Origin of the sequence: Pseudomonas sp. PS02290 (assembly GCF_029960075.1) — a bacterium.
In the GTDB taxonomy this organism is placed as follows: domain Bacteria; phylum Pseudomonadota; class Gammaproteobacteria; order Pseudomonadales; family Pseudomonadaceae; genus Aquipseudomonas.
This window is the reverse complement of sequence record NZ_JASCOY010000002.1, coordinates 119993-136585: the sequence shown is the minus strand read 5'-3', so window position 1 is coordinate 136585 and position 16593 is coordinate 119993. Positions and strand designations below refer to the sequence as shown.

Here is a 16593-nt window from a genome sequence, read left to right as displayed (position 1 = left end):
GGATGGCCGATAAGTACAGGTAGCGAGGTTGTGGGGTCAATGAGCATGGCCCGGCCTGATAGGCGTGCATAAGCTGAAGTAAGCTATGCGGCAAAACGGATTGAGGAGCGGACTGTGAAAGCGTGGATTGTTATGTTGATGGCATTGTCGATGCCGGTTGTAGCGCTGGCCGAAGAGGGCGGCGAGAAAGAAGATCCAAACAAGGTTTCCTACGTGGCGTTGACGCCACCCTTCGTGGGCAACTACGCGCTGGACGGTAGCCCGAAGCTGCACGTCTACAAGGCCGACGTCGCCTTGCGCGTGACCGGCGCCGAAGCGCAGAAACTGGTGAAGCAGAACGAGCCGCTGATTCGCAACCAGTTGGTGGCGTTGTTCACTCAGCAAACGGTAGACAGCATGGGCAACGTCGATGCCAAGGAAAAACTGCGTCAGGAAGCGCTGAAGCAGACCCAGCAGGTATTGACCCAGGAAACCGGCAAGCCCGTCGTTGATGACCTGCTGTTCAATAACTTTATCGCCCAGTAAATCGCGGCATTCTGAACTCAGCGCAGGCCCAGTACGGCGGCCCATTGTTCGTCCGTCACTGGCATGACGGACAAGCGGCTGCCTTTCTGCACCAGTGGCAATTGCTCAAGGGCAGCTTGCTGCTTCAGAAATCCCAGTCCCAGCACCTTCGGAAATGCCTCGACGAAAGCCACATCAAGGGCGCTCCAGGGATTTTTCTCCTCGGTGGCTTTGGCATCGAAGTAGTGGCTTTTCTCGTCCAGCGCGGTGGGATCGGGGTACGCGGACTTAACGATTTCTCCAATGCCGGCGATCCCGGGCTCGGGGCAGCTGGAATGGTAGAAAAAGAACTGATCACCCACGGCCATCGCGCGTAGAAAGTTCCGCGCCTGATAGTTGCGGACACCGTCCCAGCGTGTCTGACCGAGCTTTTTAAGCCCGCTGATCGAGAGCTCGTCGGGCTCGGATTTCATCAGCCAATAGGCCATTTACAAGGCTCCTGAACAGGTGTTGGGAAAGTTGTCCTACGTTTTGATGACAACCCGACAGTCGGCTGGCGTCAGTATTTGCGTGTTGCGTCACGTTGCCGCAGAATGCCGGCATTTTAAGGGCTGCACGATCTGGCAGCCTGTTTAAACGTTATCGATTTTAGATTCTGATTCGTTACAAAGGGGACGATGAATGCGACGCAAGCCGGATGTACTGTGGGTTTTGGCAATTTTGTTCGGCTTGGGAATCGTCACCACCGGTTACGCGCAAAGTCTGTGGGCCGCCAAGGCAGACGCGCCGGTTGAAATCACTCAGCAACAGCAGCCAATGTCCCGCCGCTAAACCGCTTTCGCAGCGCGCTTTCCTCTCAGGAGCGCGCCTTGCTGACAATTCACCCCGCCACATACCAGCGCTTATCCGTCACCGTTCCTGCCAGCGGAACATCCCAACTGGCGACCACCAGCTTCGCGACTTTCTGACACTCATGGGCCAGTCCCAGCAGCACCGGCTTGCGCCAGGTTTTACGACGCGCGAGATAAGCCAGGCTGCGGTCATAAAAGCCGCCACCCATGCCAAGACGTCCGCCTTGCGGATCGAATCCCACGAGTGGCATCAACACCAGGTCCAGTGTCCAGATCTTGCGCTGTCGCTTGGCATTGATGCGTGGCTCGGGGATGCGGAACCGGTTCGGCTTGAACTTCTCCCCTGGATGCACGCGCTGGAACACCATTTTCGTTCGCGGCCAGGCGCTCAGCACTGGCAGGTAGGTGGCCTTGCCGCGTTTTTGAGCGGCACGAAGCAGCAGGCGCGGGTCGATCTCACCGTCCATCGGAAGATAGAGAGAAACGTGCCGGGCGCGGCGAAACAGAGGGTTTTGCGCAAGTTGACGGTACACACCCTGCGCCGCCTGTCGCTGTTCTGCCGGGCTGAGCGCGCGACGATTATGGCGAAGCAGCCGACGCAACTGTGGGCGAGTGAGGCTTGAAGGATCTGGGAGGGGAGCGGCGCCGGATGAGGTCATGCTGGCGGGTCCGTAAGGCTTTGGAAGATGATGTCGTGTAATCAGGCAGATTCACGATGCCCACCGCCAGACGGGACGCCTGGCGATGGGTAGAAGGTTCGAGACTCCCCGACGAACCGCTGTCGGTGTAGCCCTTGAACCCGAAAGTTCAAGGTGGAGATTGCAGGAGGTTTTAAGGCTTTCCGTCGAGCGGACATGCACACCAACCCCAACGTGCAACCCCCGTGGTTGTGCGTATCGGCTCAGGGACATGACCGACTGGCAAGCACTCCAGGGAGCGGTGGCAAGTATACCGAATCATGTCCGAACAATCAGCCTTGTGCTTTATCCGAATCCGTGGCAAGGACCAGGTCTACACGGTCCAGCAAATCGCGAACCTGCTCGCTATTGGCACCATTTGTCTGGGCCTTTGCGGGTGGTAGTTCCTGTTTGTGCAGAAGGTCATGGGTAATGTTCAGTGCGGCCATCACCGCAATACGGTCGGCGCCGATGACTTTGCCGCTGCTGCGGATCTCGCGCATTTTGCCGTCCAGATAACGCGCGGCGCTGACCAGATTGGTGCGCTCCTCTTGCGGGCAGATGATCGAATATTCTTTGTCGAGGATTTGCACGGTGATGCTGTTGCCATTACTCATGAGTCTTGCTCCAGGGCCTTGAGGCGCGAAATCATGGACTCGACCTTTTGCCGGGCGATTTCGTTTTTTTCAATGAGTTGAGCGCGTTCCTCGCGCCAGGATTTTTCCTGAGCTAATAGGAGTCCGTTTTGACTTTTTAGTTGCTCGACACGATTGATCAATAACTCCAGTCGAGCCATCAGCGCTTGCAGGTCGTTGTCTTCCATTGTTTTCCACTGATTACTTTCAGATGAGTGGTGCAGGCGCTGGCGTCTGGATTCGCCCCGGACATCGCCTGATAGCTTGGGCGCGTCTGCCGGTGCTACGATACAAGGCCTTCATTCTAGACATTGCGCCGCCTGGCGCCTAGTTGCCCATGCCTATTCAGAATTCCCCGTACAACGGCTTCGCCACCCTGCTTACCAGCAGTGGTCATCACGTATCGCCTGCCGAATTGCACGGCCTTTTGCTCGGTCGCAGTTGCGCCGGCGCAGGCTTTGATGCTGAGGAGTGGCTGGCCGACGCTCACCTGCTGCTGGAAACAGAGCCTGACGACAAAGTGCGCCAGGCCCTGATCGGCCTGCAGGCAATGGTCAAAAGCGAACTGACCGGCGACGACATGACCGTCGTGTTGCTGTTGCCCGGCGATGATGAGCCTCTGGCTACGCGCACCGCCGCCATGGCCCAGTGGTGCCAGGGTTTCCTCAGCGGCTTTGCCCGGGTCGGTGGTCAGTCGCTGAGCGATGATGCCAGGGAAGTGCTGCAAGATCTGGCTGCCATCGCTCAAGTCCACGATGCGCTCGACGAGTCCGAAGACGGTGAGAGCGACTACATGGAAGTGATGGAATACCTGCGCGTTGCGCCGTTGCTGCTGTTCACCGAGTTCAACCAGAAAACCGACGCCGAAGACGAAGCCAAGCCGTCTTTGCACTGACAGCGCGTCATCGCTGCTTCGGCCATGCCGCCCTGCGCGGCGGTGGCCGAAGCGCACCTCCCGGAGTACCGCACTTGCCCATGATTCATATCCCGAAAGCCGAATATGCCCGCCGCCGCAAGGCGTTGATGGAGCAGATGGAGCCCAACAGCATCGCCATTCTGCCAGCGGCGGCTGTGGCCATTCGGAACCGGGACGTTGAACATGTGTACCGCCAGGACAGCGACTTTCAGTACCTGAGCGGCTTCCCCGAGCCCGAAGCGGTGATCGTGCTGATCCCCGGCCGCGAGTACGGTGAGTACGTCCTGTTCTGCCGCGAGCGCAATCCCGAGCGCGAGTTGTGGGACGGCCTGCGCGCGGGTCAGGACGGCGCGATGCGCGAGTATGGCGCCGACGACGCCTTCCCGATCACCGACATCGACGACATCCTGCCCGGCCTCATCGAGGGTCGCGATCGGGTGTATTCGTCCATGGGCAGCAATCCTGAATTCGACCGACATGTGATGGAGTGGATCAATGTCATCCGCTCCAAGGCGCATCTGGGTGCGCAGCCGCCGAAAGAATTCGTTGCGCTGGATCACCTGCTCCACGACATGCGCCTGTATAAATCGGCGGCCGAAGTGAAAGTGATGCGTGAGGCCGCGCAGATCTCGGCCCGGGCCCACGTGCGGGCGATGCAAGCCAGTCGCGCCGGGCTCTACGAGTTCAGCCTGGAAGCGGAGCTTGATTACGAATTCCGCAAGGGCGGCGCCAAGATGCCGGCCTATGGCTCCATCGTCGCGTCGGGGCGCAACGCCTGCATCCTGCACTATCAGGAGAACGACGCGCCGCTTAAAGACGGCGACCTGGTGCTGATCGATGCCGGTTGCGAGATCGACTGCTACGCCAGTGACATCACCCGTACCTTCCCGGTCAGCGGCAAGTTCTCCGCCGAACAGAAAGCGATTTACGAGGTGGTGCTCAAATCCCAGGAAGCGGCGTTTGCGGCGATCAAACCCGGCAATCACTGGAATCAGGCCCACGAGGCGACGGTTCGGGTTATCACCGAAGGCTTGGTTGAACTCGGGCTGCTGCGAGGCGCGGTGGATGAACTGATTGCCGCCGAAGCGTACAAAGCTTTTTACATGCACCGCGCCGGACACTGGCTGGGCATGGACGTGCACGATGTCGGCGAATACAAGGTCGGCGGCGAGTGGCGCGTGCTGGAGGCCGGGATGGCGCTGACGGTCGAGCCCGGCATTTATGTGTCCCCGGACAATCAGACCGTTGCCAAGAAGTGGCGCGGGATTGGCGTGCGAATCGAGGATGACGTCGTGGTGACCAAAAAAGGCTGTGAAATCCTGACGGGCGACGTGCCAAAAACCGTTGCCGACATTGAGGCCCTGATGGCCGCTGCGCGAACCCAAGCCGCATGAGCCGCTTTAATCTGGCCATCGTCGGCGGCGGGCTGGTCGGCGCAAGCCTCGCTCTCGCCCTGCAAGCCGGGGCGAAGGCGCGGGGCTGGAAAATTGTCCTGATCGAGCCGTTTGCGCCTGGCGACACGTACCAGCCCAGCTATGACGCGCGCTCTTCGGCGCTGTCTTTCGGCGCGCGGCAGATCTACGAGCGCCTGGGCCTGTGGCAGCAGATCAGCCGCCGCGCCGAGCCCATTCTCAAAATTCACGTTTCCGACAAAGGCCGGTTCGGCGCTGCGCACCTGTCTTCGATGGAGGAAGGCGTTCCGGCCCTGGGCTATGTGGTTGAAAACGCCTGGCTTGGCCAATGCCTGTGGCAGGCGCTGGACAAGGACGTGATCAGTTGGCGGGTGCCGGCTGAGGTCACGCACATGCAGGCGCTGCCCGATGGCTACCAACTGACCCTGAACGACGAAACTCAGCTCACTTGCGATCTGGCGGTGCTGGCCGACGGCGGCCGCTCCAGCCTGCGCGAGCAGTTGGGCATTGCCGTGCGGAACACGCCGTACGATCAGAGCGCCCTCATTGCCAACATCACGCCGGGAGATCCACACGGTGGTGAGGCCTTCGAGCGGTTTACCGAAAATGGCCCCATGGCGTTGTTGCCGCTTCCGGACAACCGCTGCGCACTGGTCTGGACGCGCACCGGCAATGACGTTCAACGGCTGATGGCGCTGGACGACCGACGCTTTCTGGAAGAACTGCAGGGCGTCTTTGGCTACCGTTTGGGTGCGCTGAAACAAGTGGGTGCGCGGCATAGCTATCCGCTGGCGTTGATCGAGGCCGAAGAGCAGATCCGCTCCCATCTGGTGGTGCTCGGCAACGCGGCCCACAGTCTTCATCCAATTGCGGGGCAGGGCTTCAACCTGTCGCTGCGTGATGCGGCCTCCCTGGCCGAATCACTGCTCGCCAGCGAAGCGCCGCTGGGCGAGCTGTCGACGCTGCAGGCCTACCGCGAGCGCCAGCGCGTTGATCAAAAACTGACCGTCGGCTTTTCGGATCAAGTCACCCGGCTGTTCAGCAGTCAGCAATCCCTCGTCACGGCAGGCCGCAACTTGGGCCTCCTGGGCCTGGATCTGCTGCCGTCCGCCAAGAGCTGGTTCGCCCGTCAGGCCATGGGCCTGGGAACGCGAAGCGATGTCTGAACACTCCATTCATCCGTGGCCTTCGCCACAACCGAGAACGATTTAAAGCATGGAAACGCGCGCAGATCTGCTGATTGTCGGGGCCGGAATGGTGGGGAGCGCGCTTGCACTGGCGCTGCGCGACAGTGGGCTGAACATCCTCGTGGTGGATGGTGGTCCTCTGACGGTCAAGCCGTTCGTGGCCGACGCGCCATTCGAGGCGCGGGTCAGCGCGCTGTCCATCGCCAGTCAGCGCATTCTCGAGCGGCTAGGCGTCTGGGACGGCATCGTTGCGCGGCGAGTCAGCCCCTACAGCGACATGCACGTGTGGGATGGCAGCGGCACGGGCAAGGTGCATTTTTCTGCCTCCAGCGTTCACGCCGAAGTGCTTGGGCATATCGTTGAAAACCGCGTGGTGCAGGATGCGCTGGTCGAACGCTTGCATGACAGCAACATCGGTTTGTTGGCCGATGCGCGTCTGGAGCAGATGCGTCACTCCGGCGATGACTGGCTGCTGACCCTGTCCGACGGCCGCACATTGCGCGCGCCGCTGGTGGTCGCGGCCGATGGCGCCAACTCGACCGTGCGGCGCATGACGGGCACCGCGACGCGGGAATGGGACTACCTGCATCACGCCATTGTGACGAGCGTGCGCACGGCGGATTCCCACCGCAAAACCGCCTGGCAGCGCTTTACTGACGACGGCCCGCTGGCCTTTTTGCCGCTGGACCGAGAGGGTGAGCATTGGTGCTCCATCGTCTGGTCGGTGACACCGGAGCAATCCGAGCGGTTGATGAAGCTCGATGACGAACGCTTCTGCCGTGAGCTGGAGAATGCGTTCGAAGGCTGTCTCGGGCAGGTGATCTCGGCTGATTCGCGGGTTTGCGTCCCGCTGCGGCAACGCCATGCCAAGCGCTATGTGGCGCCGGGCCTTGCGCTGATCGGCGACGCCGCACACACCATCCATCCATTGGCGGGGCAGGGCGTCAACCTGGGCTTTCTCGACGCAGCGGTGCTCGCCGAAGTGCTGCGCGGTGCGGTCGAGCGCGGAGAGCGTCTGGCCGATGAGCGTGTGTTGAGCCGTTACGAGCGTCGGCGCATGCCGCATAACCTGGCGTTGATGGCGGCGATGGAAGGCTTCGAGCGGCTGTTCCAGGCCGATGCGCTGCCGGTTCGTTTGTTGCGCAATGCCGGGCTGAAGATGGTCGATCATTCGGCAGAAGCCAAGGCGTTGTTCGTGCGCCAAGCCTTGGGGCTGACCGGGGACCTCCCCGAGTTGGCGAAGCTCTGACGGCACAGCACTTTCTGTCCGCGCGCTTCACTGTGGGACCGGCTTTAGCCGGGAAAGCGCCATTTGCTACGCCGGGAATCTGATGGCGTTGAAGCTGGCCTCCTCCCGGCTGACGCCGGTCCCACTGAAACCGCGCGCGTTCAGAGGGTTCACCGCCGGCACTCCGCAACATCCGGTAACGGCTCAATCCTGACTTCGGTTGAGATGGTAGATGCGATTCACTACCATTTCGCCTCGTTTTTCCCCTCTCTCGAATCAGGAGAACCTGCATGCAGGCGAGCAAGCGTCTTTTGGCTGCCCTGGCATTAACCGTGCTCGGCAGCACCGCCCAGGCCGCAGATGAAGTGGTGGTGTATTCCTCCCGAATCGATGAGCTGATCAAACCGGTGTTCGATGCCTACACCGCCAAGACCGGTGTGAAGGTCAAGTTCATCACCGACAAGGAAGCCCCGCTGATGCAGCGCATCAAGGCCGAGGGCCAGAACGCAACGGCTGACCTGCTGCTCACTGTCGACGCAGGCAACCTCTGGCAAGCGGAACAGATGGGTATCCTGCAGCCGTTCACTTCGCCGGTCATCGACGCGAATATTCCCCCGCAATACCGCTCTTCCACCCACAGTTGGACCGGCCTGAGCCTGCGCGCGCGGACCATCGCCTACTCCACCGATCGCGTCAAACCTGAAGAACTCACCACCTACGAAGCGCTGGCCGACAAACAGTGGGAAGGACGTCTTTGCCTGCGTACCGCCAAGAAGGTCTACAACCAGTCGCTGACCGCCACGCTGATCGAAACCCACGGCGCCGAGGCGTCTGAAAAGATTCTCAGGGGCTGGGTGAACAACCTCTCGACCGACGTGTTTTCCGATGACATCGCGGTGCTGGAAGCCATCAATGCCGGCCAATGCGACGTCGGCATCGTCAATACTTACTACTACGGTCGCTTGCACAAGGACAATCCGGACCTTGCCGTGCGCCTGTTCTGGCCCAATCAGTCGGATCGCGGCGTGCACGTCAATCTTTCCGGCATTGGCCTGACCAAGTACGCGCCCCATGCCGACGCCGCCAAAGCGTTGGTGGAATGGATGACGGGCCCCGAAGCCCAGACGATATTCGCCGGCACCAACCAGGAATTCCCGGCCAACCCGAAAGTCGCACCGTCCGAAGAAGTGGCGAGCTGGGGCGCATTCAAGGCGGACACAATCCCGGTTGAAGTGGCCGGTCGGCGGCAGGCCGAAGCGATTCGCATGATGGACCGTGCTGGCTGGAACTGATCTTTCACGAAAGACGCCCGGGTCACGCCGGTTTTGCATCCTGGTGAAGATCCTGTGGGAGTGAGCTTGCTCACGAAGACGGCATTTCAATCGCTGGAGATCTAGCGGATGTGCCGGCCTCTTCGCGAGCAAGGTGGAGCGCCACCCCGGTCGCTCCCACCGAGGGCTTCGTCAATCCGCAACTCTTCATGAGTAACCCCTTTGGCCCATTCCCCCAAGCGTCGCTGGTACCCCCTGGTTTTCACCATCGCCGCGCTGGTGCTGCTGCCGTTGAGCGTGCTGATGCTCTCCTGGCAAACCGTCGATCAGCAGATCTGGTCCCACCTCTGGGAAACCCAGATGCCACGGTTGCTGGGCAACACCCTGACGCTGGTGCTCGGCGTCGGGCTGGGCGTTACGGTCTTGGGCGTGAGTCTCGCGTGGCTGACGGCGCTGTGTGAGTTCCCGGGGCGGCGCTGGCTCGACTGGGCGCTGATGCTGCCGTTTGCCATCCCGGCGTATGTGCTGGCGTTTGTCTTTGTGGGATTGCTGGATTTCGCAGGCCCGGTGCAGACGCTGTTGCGCGAGTGGTTCGGCTCCGGCCTGCGTCTGCCGCGAGTGCGCTCGACCGGTGGCGTGATCATCGTGCTGGTGCTGGTGTTTTACCCCTACGTCTATCTGTTGGCGCGCACGGCATTCCTGGCGCAGGGCAAAGGCTTGATGGAGGCCGCCCGCATTTTGGGGCAGTCGCCGTGGCAAGCGTTCTGGCGCGTGGCATTGCCCATGGCGCGGCCGGCGATCGGTGCCGGGGTCGCGTTGGCGTTGATGGAAACCCTGGCGGATTTCGGCGCGGTGTCGGTGTTCAATTTCGACACCTTCACCACCGCCATCTACAAAACCTGGTACGGCTTCTTCAGCCTGTCGAGCGCGGCGCAACTGGCGAGCCTGCTGCTGTTGGCCGTCATGGTCCTGCTGTACGGCGAACATCGCGCACGGGGAGCGAGCCGACCGAGCAACGAGCGCCCGAGGGGCAAGGCGCTGTATCACCTGCGCGGCCTGAAAGCCGCCGCCGCCAGCACATGGTGTGGGCTGGTGTTGGCCTGTGCGTTTGTGGTGCCACTGCTGCAGTTGATTGTCTGGGTCTGGCAGCGCGGGCGTTTCGACCTCGACGAGCGCTACGCCGGGTTGATCCTGCACACGCTTTATCTGGGCGGCATCGCTGCGCTGGTCACGGTGTGCGTCGCGATGATTCTCGTGTTTGCCCGGCGTCTCGCCCCCACTCGCGCCATCCGCTCGGGCGTCAGCCTCGCCAACATCGGCTACGCGCTGCCCGGCTCTGTGCTGGCGGTGTCGATCATGTTGGCGTTCAGTTATCTCGACCGGGAACTGGTCGTGCCCTTATCCACCTGGATGGGCGGTGCTGGCCGGCCGCTTTTGCTGGGCAGCCTGGGCGCGCTCGTGCTTGCGTACCTGGTGCGCTTCATTGCGGTCGCCTACGGGCCGCTCGAGAACAGCCTGTCGCGCATTCGCCCGTCATTGCCCGAAGCCGCTCGCAGTCTGGGGGTCAGTGGGCCACGATTGTTTTTCAGGATTTATCTGCCGCTGCTCATACCCGGTACCTTGAGCGCTGCGCTGCTGGTCTTCGTCGACGTCCTCAAGGAAATGCCCGCCACGCTGCTCATGCGCCCGTTTGGCTGGGACACGCTGGCCGTGCGCATCTTCGAAATGACCAGTGAAGGCGAGTGGGCGCGTGCGGCTCTGCCTGCACTGACGTTGGTACTGGTCGGGCTGCTCCCGGTCATCGGTTTGATCAGACGTTCGGCTAAGCCGATTGGTTAGGTGCGGGGTCCCAACCTTGCGGCTACAATGCGCCGCAATCGACTCGGTCTGTCAGACAATTCCACAAATTAGCAACGGCTCCAAACCCCAATTCACGGGGGATTTGCGGGATTGCCAGTGACCGCGTCTTCGCCACGCCCGGAAGGAGAAACCCATGGGACAGCGTACGCCCCTCTTTGACCTGCACCTCGCGCTCGGCGCGAAGCTGGTCGATTTTGGTGGTTGGGACATGCCCTTGCACTACGGATCGCAGGTCGAGGAGCACCATCAGGTGCGCCGGGATTGCGGGATTTTCGACGTGTCGCACATGCATGTGCTCGATGTATCCGGCAGCCAGGCCAAGCCTTGGCTGCAACATCTGCTGGCCAACGACGTCGGCAGGTTGCAACAGACCGGGCAGGCGCTTTACAGCGCGATGCTCGACACCCACGGCGGTATCGTCGACGACATGATCGTCTACCTGACCGACGAGGGTTATCGACTGGTGGTCAACGCCGCCACCGGCGACAAGGATCTGGCCTGGATGAACGCCAACCTTGCCGGCTACGACGTGCGCGTCAGGCATCGCTCGGAGCTGGCCATGCTCGCCATTCAGGGGCCAAACGCCCGGCAGAAGATCGGCGAACTGGTCAATCAGGAACGCACCGCGCTCATCCACACCCTCAGACCCTTCGAAGGCCAGCAGGAAGGCGGCTGGTTCATTGCCCGCACAGGTTATACCGGTGAAGACGGCCTGGAGATCATCCTGCCCGCCACCGAAGCCTGCAGTTTTTTCAACGACATGGTCGGTGCCGGCATCTCGCCTATCGGTCTGGGCGCCCGCGATACGCTGCGGCTGGAAGCGGGCATGAATCTGTACGGTCAGGAAATCGACGAGCAGGTTTCGCCGCTGGTTTCCAACATGGCCTGGACGGTGGCGTGGACGCCTGAAGACCGAACGTTCATCGGGCGTGCAGCACTCGAAGCAGAGCGCGCGCGAGGCATCTCCTCAAGACTTGTAGGGCTGGTCCTCGAAGAGCGGGGCGTTTTACGCGCTCATCAGGTCGTCCGAATAGCGGAAGTTGGCGAAGGAGAGATCACCAGTGGTAGTTTCTCTCCTACGCTAAGCAAGTCGATCGCGCTGGCGCGAGTGCCGATGGCCACCGCTGACCGTGCCGAGGTGGAAATCCGGGGCAAGTGGTACCCGGTTCGAGTGGTTCGACCCGCATTCGTGCGTCACGGCAAGGCCCTGATATAACCCTGATTTGAAAGCCATCCCTGGCGGGTTTTTCCGCTGACCTGATGAAGTAGAGAGGATAAGAACATGAGCACTATTCCCGCCGAACTGCGTTTTGCCGAGAGCCACGAGTGGGCGAAGCAAGAGGGTGATCTGATCGTTGTCGGTATTTCCGATCATGCGCAGGAAGCGCTGGGTGACGTGGTGTTCGTCGAGCTGCCTGAGGTGGGTAAGGTTTTCGCGGCCCCAGGTGATCAGGCCGGTGTCGTCGAGTCGGTAAAGGCTGCGTCTGACATCTACTCGCCCGTGGCGGGCGAAGTCGTCGAGGTCAACGAGGCGCTGGCTGATGGCCCAGAGGCATTGAACGAGGCGCCATACGCGTCGTGGATCTTCAAGGTCAAGCCAGCCAATACCGCGGACCTGGGCAAGCTGCTTGATGCAGCCGGCTACAAGGCACTGATCGGCGAATAAGCCCATCGGTCCGGCACAAAAAAGCCGCTCAAGTGAGCGGCTTTTTATTGGGAGCTAGATTGGCGTTATGCGGCCAACCCGTCTCGACAGGTCTGACTTATTGCTCGGCAACCAGGTTCTTCGCCAGGATGGCGTTCGCCAGGTCCATGTCCGATGCCTTGAGGGCCGGGTTGTCCTTGCGCACCTGATCCATGGCGGCTTCCAGGTATGGGCCACGGATTTCGCCGTTGCTGGCGACGAAGCTGCCAGCGTCATCTTGTGCAGCGACGATCAGCTTGTGGTGCCGGAAGGTGAGGTAGGTGGAACCGGTTGTGGCACCAGACGAAAGTACGTCCCGCAGAAAACCGTCGGCCATTGCTGAACCGACCGGCAGGGAAAGCAAAGCTAACGTGGCTACAGCAAGTTTAAGACGCATGACGGGTACTCCGATGTTGGTTTGTTCTGAAACGATTTGATACGCCATCTCGCGTTCTAGTTCCCCATGCGCAGGGCTTCATAGCGCAACGACCTGCTAAGTCGTCTCGTCCGGGCGTTGATCAACGTTCGGAGGGTCATGGTTAATGACGGTGGGAAGTTGATCGGGCAGAGTACGGTGACTGCAATCTGCGCGGCTTCTGTGTTTGATCGGAACAACAGCTGGCGCAGCCCATCGAGATTCAAGCCGCAAAAACAATAGGAGGGCGTCATGGCTGTTCTGGAAAGTTTTCGTCTCGACGGCAGGGTGGCGCTGATCACCGGCTCCAGCGCAGGCATCGGTCTGGCGATTGCCCGGGGTCTGGCCGAAGCAGGCGCCACGGTCGTGCTCAACGGCCGCAACGCCGAGACGCTGCAATCGTCCGCTCAAGCCCTGATCGCGGAGGGGCATGCAGTTCACACGCAGAGTTTTGATGTGACGGACAGCAAGGCGGTCGCCGTTGCGGTTCAGGAAATCGAAGAACGCGTCGGGCCGCTGGAAATCCTGGTCAACAACGCCGGCATCCAACGGCGCGGGCCGCTGGCGGAGTTCGCCGAGGCGGACTGGCACGAGCTGATGCGTACCAACCTGGACAGCGCCTTCTTCGTGGGTCAGGCCGTCGCGCGCTGCATGATCCCCCGTGGGCGCGGGCGCATCATCAACATCTGTTCGGTGCAGAGCGAGCTGGGCCGACCGGGTATTGCGCCGTATACCGCGAGCAAGGGCGCGCTGAAGATGCTGACCAAAGGCATGGCGATCGACTGGGGCCCGTTCGGTCTCAACGTCAACGGGATCGGGCCGGGCTACTTCAAGACCGAGCTCAACGCTGCGCTGGTGGCCAACACCGAATTCAGCGACTGGCTGGTGCAACGCACGCCGAGCCGTCGTTGGGGCGAAGTGTCGGAGCTGGCGGGCGCGGCGGTGTTTCTCGCCTCGGACGCGGCCAGCTTCGTCAACGGCCACATCCTTTACGTCGACGGTGCCATCACGGCATCGCTGTAATCCGGAGAATGACCATGCAAGCGATTGTCTGCCATGCCGCGAAAGACCTGCGTATCGAGCCCGGCAACGAAGCGTTGCCGTTGTCTGCCGGCCAGTTGCGTGTTCGCGTTGCTCGCGGCGGTATCTGCGGCTCGGATCTTCACTACTACCAGCACGGCGGATTCGGTGCCGTTCGGCTGAAAGAGCCGATGGTCCTTGGCCATGAAATTTCGGCAGTCATCGAGGAAGTCGGCGACGCCCAGAGCGCTTTCAGCGTCGGGCAACGGATTTCCGTGTCGCCGTCACGGCCGTGCGGAGACTGCAAATACTGTCACGAAGGCCTGCTCAACCATTGCCTGAACATGCGTTTTTACGGCAGCGCGATGCCGTTTCCGCACATTCAGGGCGCCTTCCGGGAGCACTTGGTGATCGAATCGAACCAGGCCCATGTGCTGGCGCCGACCACGACGCTGGCTGAAGGCGCCCTGGCCGAGCCCCTGTCGGTCGGGCTTCACGCGATCCAGCGCGCCGGCGGCGTGTTCGGCAAGGGCGTCCTGGTGACCGGGTGCGGCCCGATAGGCAACTTGCTGATCGGCAGCCTGCGCGCGGCGGGTGCGTTGCAGATTATTGCCGCAGATCTGAGCGACAGCGCGTTGGCCTGCGCGCGCCGCATGGGTGCCAGCGAAACCCACAATCTGCGCGACGAGCCCGAAGCACTGGCGCGCTATACCGCCGACAAGGGTTATTTCGACGTGATGTTCGAGGCCTCCGGCAGTGCGCAAGCCCTGCGCGATGGCCTGACCTGCATGCGACCGCGTGGGGTTGTGGTGACAGTCGGGCTCGGTGGCGATGTGGCAATTCCGCTGAACCTAGTGGTGGGCAAGGAAATCGACCTGCGCGGTACCTTTCGCTTCCATCCCGAATTCGCCCAGGCGGTGGACTTGCTCAATCGCAAGGTGATCGACGTGACCCCGGTGATCTCCCACACCCTCGCGTTTCAGGACGCGGTCCAGGCGTTCGAGCTGGCCGGGGACAAGCAGCAAGCGATGAAAGTCGTGCTGGATTTCGGGGTGCCGGACCAGTAACTAACGCTGCTCGCTCTGCGGTGTCACGCGTAGCACCTCTTCAACCGTCGTCAGCCCCGCCGCGACCTTTTGCGCGCCGGACAACCGCAGGCTGCGCATGCCGTCCTTGAAGCCCTGGCGACGCAACGCCGTCAGGTCCAGGTCCGCCGTGATCAGCGACTTCACGGCGTCGGACATCAGCATGATCTCGTACACCCCCGCACGCCCGCGATAACCCGTGTCACGGCATTCCGCGCAACCCACTGCCCGGTGCGCGCCGCTTGGCACGGGCGCCTGCCAAGGCCGCGTCAGGGTTTGCCAGTCGACCTCATCCATTTCGATCGGCGCCTTGCAGTGCGGGCACAGCGTCCGTACCAGACGTTGCGCCATCACGCCGAGGATCGTCGCCTTGAGCAGATAATGCGGGACGCCCAGCTCCAGCAGACGGCTGATGGCGCTGGGCGCGTCGTTGGTGTGCAGCGTCGACAGCACCAAGTGACCGGTCAACGCCGCCTGAATCGCCATTTCTGCGGTTTCCAGGTCGCGAATCTCGCCGATCATGATGATGTCCGGGTCTTGCCGCATCAGCGCGCGGACGCCGCTGGCAAAGGTCAGATCGATGTTGTGCTGCACCTGCATCTGGTTGAACGCCGGCTCCACCATCTCGATCGGGTCCTCGATGGTGCAGAGGTTAACTTCCGAAGTCGCCAGCATCTTGAGCGTCGTGTACAGCGTGGTGGTCTTGCCGGAACCGGTCGGGCCGGTCACCAGAATGATGCCGTTGGGCTGGCGGGTCATGCCCTCCCAGCGACGCAGGTCATCGCCGGAGAATCCGAGCTGGTCGAAGTCCTTGAGCAGCACTTCCGGGTCAAAAATCCGCATGACCATTTTTTCGCCGAAGGCAGTGGGCAGCGTCGACAGCCGCAGCTCCACTTCGCCACCGTCAGGCGTCTTGGTCTTCACCCGGCCGTCCTGCGGCTTGCGCTTCTCGGCCACGTTCATCCGGCCCAGGCTTTTCAGACGGCTGGTGACAGCCATCGCCACTTGCGGCGGGAATTGATAAACGTTGTGCAGCACGCCGTCGATGCGGAAACGGACGGTACCGGCTTCACGGCGGGGCTCGATGTGAATATCGCTCGCCCGCTGCTGGTACGCGTACTGGAACAGCCAGTCGACGATATTGACGATGTGCGCGTCGTTGGCGTCCGGCTCCTGATCGCTGGCGCCGAGCTTGAGCAACTGTTCGAAGTTGCCCATGTTGCTGATTTTCTGATCGCTGGCGCTTGCGCCGCTGACCGATTTCGCCAACCGATAAAACTCGACGGCCAGTTTCTGCACGTCGACAGGATTGGCGACGACGCGCTTGATCGGCATCTTCAGTACGTGGGTCAGGTCGGCCTCCCACGCACTCACGTAAGGCTGCGCGCTGGCGATGGTCACCGCATCGCGATCAACGTCCACCGCGAGAATCTTGTGGCGCTGTGCAAAGGCGTAGGACATCAACGGGGTCACGGCGGCGACGTTGATCTTCAGAGGGTCGATGCGCAGGTACGGCTGGCCGGCTTGCTCAGCCAGCCAGGCGGTCAGGGTTTCGAGGTCGAGCTTCTTGCCGGGCCGCTTGTGGTTGTCGAACTGCTGGGTGGCGATGAGTTCGAGCGGGTGGGCGTGGAGATTCTGCGCGGCTCGGCGCAGCGTGAGCGCATATTCGGCGTTGTCCTGATCGAGGTATCCCTGGGCGACGAGGTCACGCAGTACTTCGTTCAGATCCAGCCAGCGGTCCTGAGATGATGAGGCGAGGACGGACATGCGGGCTCCTTGGTACGAGACGGCTTACTTCGGTGTTGAGCAAGAGTAGTCCCAAGCGTGCCAGTTGTTGCGCCCTGCCGG

Annotated in this window: 18 protein-coding genes and 1 other RNA gene; 12 read left to right on the top strand and 7 right to left on the bottom strand. The window is 61.6% G+C overall.

Annotation, left to right across the window (positions count from 1 at the left end; translation table 11 throughout):
• Positions 1–114 precede the first annotated feature (114 nt).
• A complete protein-coding gene (locus QMX88_RS02145; protein ID WP_192171367.1) occupies positions 115–525 on the top strand; it encodes a flagellar basal body-associated protein FliL in 411 nt (136 codons plus the stop codon).
• 17 nt (positions 526–542) lie between these two features.
• Here QMX88_RS02145 and QMX88_RS02140 read toward each other — a convergent pair whose 3' ends face one another.
• On the bottom strand, positions 543–992 hold the full coding sequence (locus QMX88_RS02140; protein WP_282365812.1) for an EVE domain-containing protein: 450 nt from the start codon (positions 990–992) through the stop codon (positions 543–545).
• 193 nt (positions 993–1185) lie between these two features.
• Here QMX88_RS02140 and QMX88_RS02135 point away from each other — a divergent pair, with 193 nt between their 5' ends.
• A complete protein-coding gene (locus tag QMX88_RS02135) occupies positions 1186–1335 on the top strand; it encodes a hypothetical protein (protein WP_282365811.1) in 150 nt (49 codons plus the stop codon).
• Between the two features lie 49 nt (positions 1336–1384).
• Here the strand turns inward: QMX88_RS02135 and QMX88_RS02130 are convergent, their stop codons facing one another.
• The 4 genes from QMX88_RS02130 to QMX88_RS02115 all read right to left on the bottom strand — a co-directional run bounded on the left by QMX88_RS02130 (position 1385) and on the right by QMX88_RS02115 (position 2855).
• On the bottom strand, positions 1385–2014 hold the full coding sequence (locus tag QMX88_RS02130) for a 5-formyltetrahydrofolate cyclo-ligase (protein ID WP_282365810.1): 630 nt from the start codon (positions 2012–2014) through the stop codon (positions 1385–1387).
• Between the two features lie 101 nt (positions 2015–2115).
• Positions 2116–2294: non-coding RNA, 6S RNA (gene ssrS, locus QMX88_RS02125), on the bottom strand.
• 31 nt (positions 2295–2325) lie between these two features.
• The gene (locus QMX88_RS02120; protein ID WP_282365809.1) at positions 2326–2649 is read right to left on the bottom strand and encodes a cell division protein ZapA; all 324 of its coding nucleotides are present in this window, start codon (positions 2647–2649) and stop codon (positions 2326–2328) included.
• Complete coding sequence (locus tag QMX88_RS02115; protein WP_037016503.1) at positions 2646–2855, bottom strand: TIGR02449 family protein; 210 nt, start codon at positions 2853–2855, stop codon at positions 2646–2648. The genes QMX88_RS02120 and QMX88_RS02115 overlap by 4 nt, the downstream gene beginning before the upstream one ends.
• 149 nt (positions 2856–3004) lie before the next feature.
• Here QMX88_RS02115 and QMX88_RS02110 point away from each other — a divergent pair, with 149 nt between their 5' ends.
• The 8 genes from QMX88_RS02110 (at position 3005) to gcvH (ending at position 12207) form a co-directional block, all read left to right on the top strand.
• A complete protein-coding gene (locus tag QMX88_RS02110) occupies positions 3005–3562 on the top strand; it encodes a YecA/YgfB family protein (RefSeq protein ID WP_282365803.1) in 558 nt (185 codons plus the stop codon).
• Positions 3563–3642: 80 nt separating this feature from the next.
• The gene (gene pepP / locus QMX88_RS02105) at positions 3643–4977 is read left to right on the top strand and encodes a Xaa-Pro aminopeptidase (protein WP_074892586.1); all 1335 of its coding nucleotides are present in this window, start codon (positions 3643–3645) and stop codon (positions 4975–4977) included.
• Positions 4974–6161, top strand: a complete 1188-nt coding sequence (gene ubiH / locus QMX88_RS02100) for a 2-octaprenyl-6-methoxyphenyl hydroxylase (RefSeq protein ID WP_282365801.1) — start codon at positions 4974–4976, stop codon at positions 6159–6161. Before pepP ends, ubiH begins: the two co-directional genes overlap by 4 nt.
• Positions 6162–6210: 49 nt before the next feature.
• On the top strand, positions 6211–7431 hold the full coding sequence (locus QMX88_RS02095) for a 2-octaprenyl-3-methyl-6-methoxy-1,4-benzoquinol hydroxylase (RefSeq protein WP_282365799.1): 1221 nt from the start codon (positions 6211–6213) through the stop codon (positions 7429–7431).
• A 269-nt stretch (positions 7432–7700) separates the two neighbouring features.
• On the top strand, positions 7701–8702 hold the full coding sequence (locus QMX88_RS02090; protein WP_192171359.1) for an extracellular solute-binding protein: 1002 nt from the start codon (positions 7701–7703) through the stop codon (positions 8700–8702).
• A 201-nt stretch (positions 8703–8903) separates the two neighbouring features.
• The gene (locus tag QMX88_RS02085; protein ID WP_282365797.1) at positions 8904–10520 is read left to right on the top strand and encodes an ABC transporter permease; all 1617 of its coding nucleotides are present in this window, start codon (positions 8904–8906) and stop codon (positions 10518–10520) included.
• A gap of 154 nt (positions 10521–10674) precedes the next feature.
• Positions 10675–11757 (top strand): glycine cleavage system aminomethyltransferase GcvT, encoded by a 1083-nt coding sequence (gcvT, locus tag QMX88_RS02080; RefSeq protein ID WP_192171357.1) that lies wholly within the window; start codon positions 10675–10677, stop codon positions 11755–11757.
• A 66-nt stretch (positions 11758–11823) separates the two neighbouring features.
• Positions 11824–12207, top strand: coding sequence for a glycine cleavage system protein GcvH (gcvH, locus tag QMX88_RS02075; protein WP_282365791.1), 384 nt, complete (start codon positions 11824–11826; stop codon positions 12205–12207).
• Between the two features lie 97 nt (positions 12208–12304).
• Here the strand turns inward: gcvH and QMX88_RS02070 are convergent, their stop codons facing one another.
• On the bottom strand, positions 12305–12622 hold the full coding sequence (locus QMX88_RS02070; protein WP_065987516.1) for a DUF2388 domain-containing protein: 318 nt from the start codon (positions 12620–12622) through the stop codon (positions 12305–12307).
• 270 nt (positions 12623–12892) lie between these two features.
• Here QMX88_RS02070 and QMX88_RS02065 point away from each other — a divergent pair, with 270 nt between their 5' ends.
• On the top strand, positions 12893–13663 hold the full coding sequence (locus QMX88_RS02065) for a glucose 1-dehydrogenase (RefSeq protein ID WP_192171355.1): 771 nt from the start codon (positions 12893–12895) through the stop codon (positions 13661–13663).
• A gap of 14 nt (positions 13664–13677) precedes the next feature.
• Entirely contained in the window at positions 13678–14727 is a 1050-nt protein-coding gene (locus QMX88_RS02060; protein WP_282365785.1) for an L-idonate 5-dehydrogenase, read from the top strand.
• On the opposite strand, the gene QMX88_RS02055 is transcribed toward QMX88_RS02060, so the two are convergent.
• Positions 14728–16512: a GspE/PulE family protein gene (locus tag QMX88_RS02055; RefSeq protein WP_192171353.1), complete on the bottom strand. Its 1785-nt coding sequence runs from the start codon at positions 16510–16512 to the stop codon at positions 14728–14730.
• Between the last annotated feature and the right edge of the window lie 81 nt (positions 16513–16593).

Excerpts from the sequence above, each read along its gene's own strand:
- QMX88_RS02120 (WP_282365809.1), bottom strand. The coding sequence starts at position 2,649 with ATGAGTAATGGCAACAGCATCACCGTGCAAATCCTCGACAAAGAATAT.
- QMX88_RS02060 (WP_282365785.1), top strand. The coding sequence starts at position 13,678 with ATGCAAGCGATTGTCTGCCATGCCGCGAAAGACCTGCGTATCGAGCCC.
- QMX88_RS02130 (WP_282365810.1), bottom strand. The coding sequence starts at position 2,014 with ATGACCTCATCCGGCGCCGCTCCCCTCCCAGATCCTTCAAGCCTCACT.
- QMX88_RS02090 (WP_192171359.1), top strand. The coding sequence starts at position 7,701 with ATGCAGGCGAGCAAGCGTCTTTTGGCTGCCCTGGCATTAACCGTGCTC.
- ubiH (WP_282365801.1), top strand. The coding sequence starts at position 4,974 with ATGAGCCGCTTTAATCTGGCCATCGTCGGCGGCGGGCTGGTCGGCGCA.
- gcvT (WP_192171357.1), top strand. The coding sequence starts at position 10,675 with ATGGGACAGCGTACGCCCCTCTTTGACCTGCACCTCGCGCTCGGCGCG.
- QMX88_RS02110 (WP_282365803.1), top strand. The coding sequence starts at position 3,005 with ATGCCTATTCAGAATTCCCCGTACAACGGCTTCGCCACCCTGCTTACC.
- QMX88_RS02070 (WP_065987516.1), bottom strand. The coding sequence starts at position 12,622 with ATGCGTCTTAAACTTGCTGTAGCCACGTTAGCTTTGCTTTCCCTGCCG.
- gcvH (WP_282365791.1), top strand. The coding sequence starts at position 11,824 with ATGAGCACTATTCCCGCCGAACTGCGTTTTGCCGAGAGCCACGAGTGG.
- pepP (WP_074892586.1), top strand. The coding sequence starts at position 3,643 with ATGATTCATATCCCGAAAGCCGAATATGCCCGCCGCCGCAAGGCGTTG.
- QMX88_RS02055 (WP_192171353.1), bottom strand. The coding sequence starts at position 16,512 with ATGTCCGTCCTCGCCTCATCATCTCAGGACCGCTGGCTGGATCTGAAC.
- QMX88_RS02095 (WP_282365799.1), top strand. The coding sequence starts at position 6,211 with ATGGAAACGCGCGCAGATCTGCTGATTGTCGGGGCCGGAATGGTGGGG.
- QMX88_RS02065 (WP_192171355.1), top strand. The coding sequence starts at position 12,893 with ATGGCTGTTCTGGAAAGTTTTCGTCTCGACGGCAGGGTGGCGCTGATC.
- QMX88_RS02135 (WP_282365811.1), top strand. The coding sequence starts at position 1,186 with ATGCGACGCAAGCCGGATGTACTGTGGGTTTTGGCAATTTTGTTCGGC.
- QMX88_RS02140 (WP_282365812.1), bottom strand. The coding sequence starts at position 992 with ATGGCCTATTGGCTGATGAAATCCGAGCCCGACGAGCTCTCGATCAGC.
- QMX88_RS02115 (WP_037016503.1), bottom strand. The coding sequence starts at position 2,855 with ATGGAAGACAACGACCTGCAAGCGCTGATGGCTCGACTGGAGTTATTG.